Annotated in this window: 7 protein-coding genes and 1 tRNA gene; 4 read left to right on the top strand and 4 right to left on the bottom strand. The window is 65.1% G+C overall.

The genetic code is table 11. The features are described 5' to 3' along the window. Nucleotides 1–316: LysR family transcriptional regulator (locus ACIQ42_RS15425; protein ID WP_397423137.1), on the bottom strand; the 316-nt coding region annotated here is incomplete at its 3' end. Between the two features lie 100 nt (nt 317–416). On the opposite strand from ACIQ42_RS15425, the gene ACIQ42_RS15420 reads away from it, so the two are divergent. Continuing rightward, nucleotides 417–695: a hypothetical protein gene (locus ACIQ42_RS15420; RefSeq protein WP_397423136.1), complete on the top strand. Its 279-nt coding sequence runs from the start codon at nt 417–419 to the stop codon at nt 693–695. A gap of 6 nt (nt 696–701) precedes the next feature. Here ACIQ42_RS15420 and ACIQ42_RS15415 read toward each other — a convergent pair whose 3' ends face one another. Continuing rightward, complete coding sequence (locus ACIQ42_RS15415; protein ID WP_397423135.1) at nt 702–1295, bottom strand: HD domain-containing protein; 594 nt, start codon at nt 1293–1295, stop codon at nt 702–704. Nucleotides 1296–1504: 209 nt separating this feature from the next. Between ACIQ42_RS15415 and ACIQ42_RS15410 the strand changes: the two genes are divergently transcribed. Next, nucleotides 1505–1579: transfer RNA gene (locus ACIQ42_RS15410), tRNA-Gly, on the top strand. Between the two features lie 133 nt (nt 1580–1712). Beyond that, nucleotides 1713–2207 (top strand): hypothetical protein, encoded by a 495-nt coding sequence (locus ACIQ42_RS15405; RefSeq protein ID WP_397423134.1) that lies wholly within the window; start codon nt 1713–1715, stop codon nt 2205–2207. On the opposite strand, the gene ACIQ42_RS15400 is transcribed toward ACIQ42_RS15405, so the two are convergent. Next, nucleotides 2200–2559 (bottom strand): DUF427 domain-containing protein, encoded by a 360-nt coding sequence (locus ACIQ42_RS15400; RefSeq protein ID WP_397423133.1) that lies wholly within the window; start codon nt 2557–2559, stop codon nt 2200–2202. The two genes, ACIQ42_RS15405 and ACIQ42_RS15400, sit on opposite strands and share 8 nt — an antisense overlap. Nucleotides 2560–2720: 161 nt before the next feature. Here ACIQ42_RS15400 and ACIQ42_RS15395 point away from each other — a divergent pair, with 161 nt between their 5' ends. Continuing rightward, nucleotides 2721–4496 (top strand): peptide MFS transporter, encoded by a 1776-nt coding sequence (locus tag ACIQ42_RS15395; RefSeq protein WP_397423132.1) that lies wholly within the window; start codon nt 2721–2723, stop codon nt 4494–4496. A gap of 45 nt (nt 4497–4541) precedes the next feature. Here the strand turns inward: ACIQ42_RS15395 and ACIQ42_RS15390 are convergent. Next, nucleotides 4542–5489, bottom strand: a 948-nt coding sequence (locus ACIQ42_RS15390) for a metallopeptidase TldD-related protein (RefSeq protein ID WP_397423131.1), incomplete at its 5' end; no start/stop codon positions are given.

Below are 5489 nucleotides of genomic sequence, written 5' to 3'. Positions count from 1 at the left end.
GGACGGTGGCGAAATCCTCGGGTGCGCCCAGGCGAACCTCCCCCGCCACGTCGCCGCCGCTCAGGCCGGACAGGATTTCATCGTTCAGGCGTAGCAGGCGGCGCGCCTGGGGCAGAAAGGCCTCACCGTCGGCCGTCAGCACCACGTGGCGGGGATCCCGCGACAGCAACCGCACGCCGATCTGGTCTTCCAGTCGCCGGATCTGCAGGCTGATCGCCGATTGGGAGCGGCCAAGGCGCTCGCCGGCCCGGGTGAAGCTTTTCACCTCGGCAATGGCCACAAAACTTCGGACCAGGTTCAGTTCAAGATTTATCATGCAGTCCGATGTGAATGGAATGATTTGTTATGCATATGATAGGGGTGATGACAATCAACCGCAATGGCTGAGCGCATCAACGTAGTGGAACTCCACATTCTTGAGGAACGCCGCCAGGCTCAAGGGCATCGTGGGCGGGCCGCTGGAACTGAAGATGATCACCAATCGCGGGGTCAAGGTCTGGCCGGGCGGTATCCCGGAGACCTTCTGCACCGATCACTGGCGCTGCCGGTTCATGAACGGCGGCGGGTCCATCGACCTGAACGAGATCGTGGCGTTAAGCAGCCGCGCGGTCGGAGCCGGGATCGACTTCATCAAGACCGAGCACCTCTGCACCTTCGATGGCGAGGCAGGCTTTACCCTGGGCCAGGGGCAGTAGGCGCCGTCAGGCGGTCTGGGGCTTGCGATAGATCGATCGCTTCGGCGTCTCCATCACGCGGCGCATCATCGGCACAAAGGCTTCCAGCGGCATCGACTGGAACGCCGGGTCGAACGAGTTCTGGTCATAGAGGTGGCAGAACTGGGCTGTGTATTCGAAGTCCGGGTGGCCGCGGAATTCCTCGCGCATATCCCGGTCCAGGCCCAGGTAGTGGAAGAAGTAGTACCCTTGGAAGATGCCGTGTTTCTCCAGCATCCAGAGGTTCCGGTCCGAGATATAGGGGCTGAGGATGGTCGCCGCGAGCTCGGCGTGGTTGGCCGGCATCAGGATGTCGCCGATGTCATGCAGCAGGGCGCAGACCACATATTCCTCGTCCTGACCGGCCTGGTGGGCGCGCGTCGCGGTCTGCAGGCTGTGCTCCAGTCGATCCACGGCAAAGCCGCCGTGGTCGCCCTTCAGGAGGTTCAGGTGGCTCACGATCCGGTCGACATGTTCGCCCCGGTGCGCCTGGCCGGCGCGGCTGATCGCAGCCCAATCCTCGGCGGTGCCTTCCACCATCGAATGGAACTTCGCCTGCTGCAGCATCTCGCCGTCGGCCATCTTTCAACTCCCTGAGCTTTGCGCCTATCGTGCGACTCTCGCGGCCGCACGTCAACGCAGGGCAATTGACAGCCGCGATTGGCCTATTCGTACTCCCTTTTGCGCCAAACAGCGGCGGTGACGGGGCGGTCCACAATCCCTATCGAACTTCAGCTGCCGATCCAGCACGCCTTGAGGGGATGCGCGCGAGCCGCTAAAGGGTCGCCAGCGCGGCCGTAGTTCAGAGGTAGAACGTCAGCTTCCCAAGCTGAATGTCGGGGGTTCGATTCCCCCCGGCCGCTCCAAGGTCGGCGTCTGCGCCGGCCCGTCTCGAGACGTACGATGTTGCGGCCTGTCCCGCTCAATGGGGTTTGCACCCTGGGAGAGTTGGTCGTGGGGCCGGATCCGGTCGGACCGGCAGGGCTTGGGGGGAGAACGATGCCGGTAAAGCTTCCGAAGTATGCCCACTGGGTCGCCGAGCGCCGGTTTCTGGTGGACGCGGCAGTTGCGCCGACACTTGACGCAGCGGGCGCGCGACGGATCGAGGATCTCTACATTGACGGCGGCCGGCTTCGGCTGCGCGCCATCACCCATCTCTCGACCGGCGAACGCGAGTTCAAGCTGGCCAAGAAATACGCCCCGGACAACCCGCTGATCGGCCCGATGGCCAACCTCTATCTCAACGCCGAGGAGCATGCGGTGCTGGCCGCCCTGCCTGGCGAGCGGTTGAGCAAGCTGCGGCACAAGCTGGGCGGCTTTACCGTCGACGTGTTCGAGGGCGACCTGAAAGGCCTGATGCTGGCCGAATGTGAGGCCAGCAACCGCATGGCCGCCATGTCCTTCGAAATTCCCAAGTGGTGTGTCCGCGAAGTGACCAGCCTGCCGGAATACACCGGCTGGCGTCTGGCCCAGAACCGCGACGGCGTTATCTGACCTCGAGGATTTCCACACGGTCGGCGTAGAAGGCCAGCCGGCCCTCGATCTCGGCCATGGCCGGGTAGGGCGCCTCATAGGTCCAGACGGCGTTCTCTGTCTTCCGGTCGCCGACGCTGAGCGAATAGTAGGCCGCATCGCCCTTGTAGGGGCAGTGGGTGGACCGCTCCGTGCGGGACAGCGCCGCCATGGTGACATCTGCGCGTGGGAAGTAGATCACCGCCGGGTAGCTGGCCTCCTTCAGAACGCGCACATCTGCGCTGTCGGCGATCACCTCGCCGTTGAAGCGCGCCTGCCAGCGGTTCCGCGCGGTCGTGATGGTGATCGGATGGTCGGGTCCGGGTATCTTCATTGAGAGCCTCAAGGGGGCGAAGCGGCCCGATTGCCCGCAAAAGTATAGCCGGCTTGCTTGTACTTGGGGATGGCGCGTGATTGTGTCGGTGCAGATTTGCGACAGGCGCGCCGGGGGCTTTGGGGCGTCATACCTTTCCTGATCACCGGAACCCCTTTCCTATGAACATCGTCGTCCTGATCGGCATCGTGATCACCCTGGTCACCGGCATTCCGGTGCTGCTCCAGTTGCTCAAGAACCACCCGCGCGGCCTGATCATCCTGTTCTTCGCCGAGATGTGGGAGCGGTTTTCCTACTACGGGATGCGCGGGATCCTGATCTTCTACCTGACCCAGCACCTGCTGTTCGATGATGAGACGGCCGGCGCGCAGTACGGCTCCTACACCTCGCTGGTGTATCTGCTGCCGCTGGTCGGCGGATTGCTGGCCGACCGCTGGCTCGGCACGCGCAAGGCCGTGGCTTTCGGCGCGCTGCTGCTGGTCGCGGGGCACTTGACCATGGCGGTGGAGGGCAGACCCTCGACCCAGGCCCTGACCTATGCGGGCCAGAGCTATCAGATCTCGGCCGAGGGCCGAATGGAGTCCCGGGAAGTTCGCCTGATCGTCGCCGGCCAGCCACATGCGTTTGGTCCCGCCGAGGGTGGCGGCCTGAAAATCGAGAGCCTGCCTGCCAGCGCGCCCCTGCCTGCGGTTCTGCCGAAGGGCTCCTACACAATCGAGACCCAGTCGGATCCGCTGGGCAAGACCGCCTTCTATCTGGCGATCTCCCTGATCATCGTCGGCGTGGGTTTCCTGAAACCCAACATCTCCACCATCGTGGGCCAACTCTATCCGCAGGGTGATCCACGCCGCGACGCCGGATTCACCCTCTACTACTATGGCATCAACCTGGGCGCCTTCTGGGCCTCGGTGCTGTGCGGTCTGCTGGGCGAGACGGTTGGCTGGTGGGCCGGCTTCGGTCTCGCCGGCGTCGGCATGGCGGCGGGCTTCATCGTCTTCGTGCTGGGCAAGAAGCATCTGATGGGCAAGGGCGAGCCGCCGGTTCCGGAGGCGCTCACCCGCAAGGTGGCTGGCCCACTGAACGTTGAGTGGCTGATCTACGGCCTGGGTGTGCTGGGGGTGATCCCGATCTGGCTGCTGGTTCAGAGCAACCAGCTCGTCGGCTGGGCGCTGGGCATCTCGACCGTCGTTGCGCTGGCCTTTATCGGTTGGTTCCTCGTCGCCAGATGCGACAAGGTCGAGCGAGAGCGGATGCTGCTGGCCATGGTGCTGATCTTCGGCTCGGTGGTGTTCTTCACCCTGTTCGAGCAGGCGGGCACGTCGCTGAACCTGTTCGCCGACCGCAACGTCGATCTGCAGGGGATATCGGCGGCGCAGACCCAGTCGTTCAACGCCGGCTTCATCCTGATCTTCGCGCCGATCTTCGCGGCCCTCTGGGCCTGGCTGGCCAGCCGCAACCTCGATCTCAATCCGGTGATGAAGTTCGGCCTGGGCCTGATCCAGGTGGGGCTTGGCTTCCTGGTGGTGGTCTGGGCGCAGGGGATGGCCGACGACCAGTTCCGGATGCCGCTGGTCATCCTGGCGCTGCTCTACATGCTGCACACCACGGGGGAGCTGTTCCTGTCGCCTGTGGGCCTGTCGCAGATCACCAAGCTGTCGGTGGCCTCGATCGTGTCGTTCATGATGGCGGTATGGTTCCTGGCGTCCTCCATCGCCCAGTACGTGGGCGGCATCATCGCCGGCGCCATGGGAACCGAGACGGTCGGCGGCCAGGTCCTGGATCCGGCGGCGGCCCTTGCCACCTCCATCGACGGCTTCAACAAGCTGGGCTGGGCCGGCATCGGCTGCGGCGTGGTCTTTATCGGCCTGAGCTATCTGATCCGCCACTGGGACCACGGCGCCAATACCACGACGGCTCCCCCGGAGCGCGAGGCCTGATCGGCGGCGCTCCCCCTCCCCTGTGAACGGGGAAGGCAGTGCAGTCTAGACGCTGGTCCCGCCCACGGTCAGGCCGGTGATCTTCAGCGACGGCTGGCCCACGCCCACCGGCACGCTCTGGCCCGACTTGCCGCAGACGCCGACGCCGGGGTCGAAGTCGAAGTCGTCGCCGATCATCGTCACCCGGGTCAGCGCCGAGGGACCGTCGCCGATCAGGGTGGCGCCCTTTACCGGCGTGGTGATCTTGCCGTTCTCGATCAGGTAGGCCTCGGTGCACTGGAACACGAATTTGCCGTTGGTGATGTCCACCTGACCCCCGCCGAAGTTGGCGCAGTAGAGGCCGCGCTTGGTCGAGGCGATCATTTCGGCCTGGGTATGGCTGCCATTCAGCATCGCCGTATTGGTCATCCGCGGCATTGGCATGTGGGCATAGGACTGTCGCCGCGCATTGCCGGTGGGGGCGAGCCCCATCAGCCGCGCGCTCATCCGGTCGTGCATATAGCCCACCAGGATACCGTCCTCGATCAGCACCGTGCGTTCAGTGGGTGTGCCCTCGTCATCGATGGTCAGCGAACCCCGGCGACCGGGCAGGGTGCCGTCGTCGAACACGGTCACGCCCGGCGCCGCCACCCGCTCGCCGATACGGCCCGAGAAGGCCGATGTGCCCTTGCGGTTGAAGTCGCCCTCCAGACCGTGGCCGACCGCCTCGTGCAGCAGCACGCCGTTCCAGCCAGGACCCAGCACCACGTCCATCTCGCCGGCCGGGCAGGGGATGGCGTCCAGATTGGTCAGCGCCTGGCGCAGCGCCTCGTCCACCTGGGCCTGCCACTTGTCCGGGCTGATCCAGGCCTCGAAGCCAGCGCGGCCGCCGGCGCCGGTGTAGCCGTTCTCGCGGTTTCCATCGCGCTCGACGGTCACCTGCACATTGATCCGGCACAGCGGCCGAACGTCGCGGATCAGCCGTCCGTCAGCCCGCAGGATCTCGACGGTCCG

Source organism: Phenylobacterium sp. (assembly GCF_044372605.1).
Classification (GTDB): Bacteria; Pseudomonadota; Alphaproteobacteria; order Caulobacterales; family Caulobacteraceae; genus Phenylobacterium.
This window is presented reverse-complemented; position numbering and strand designations above follow the sequence as displayed.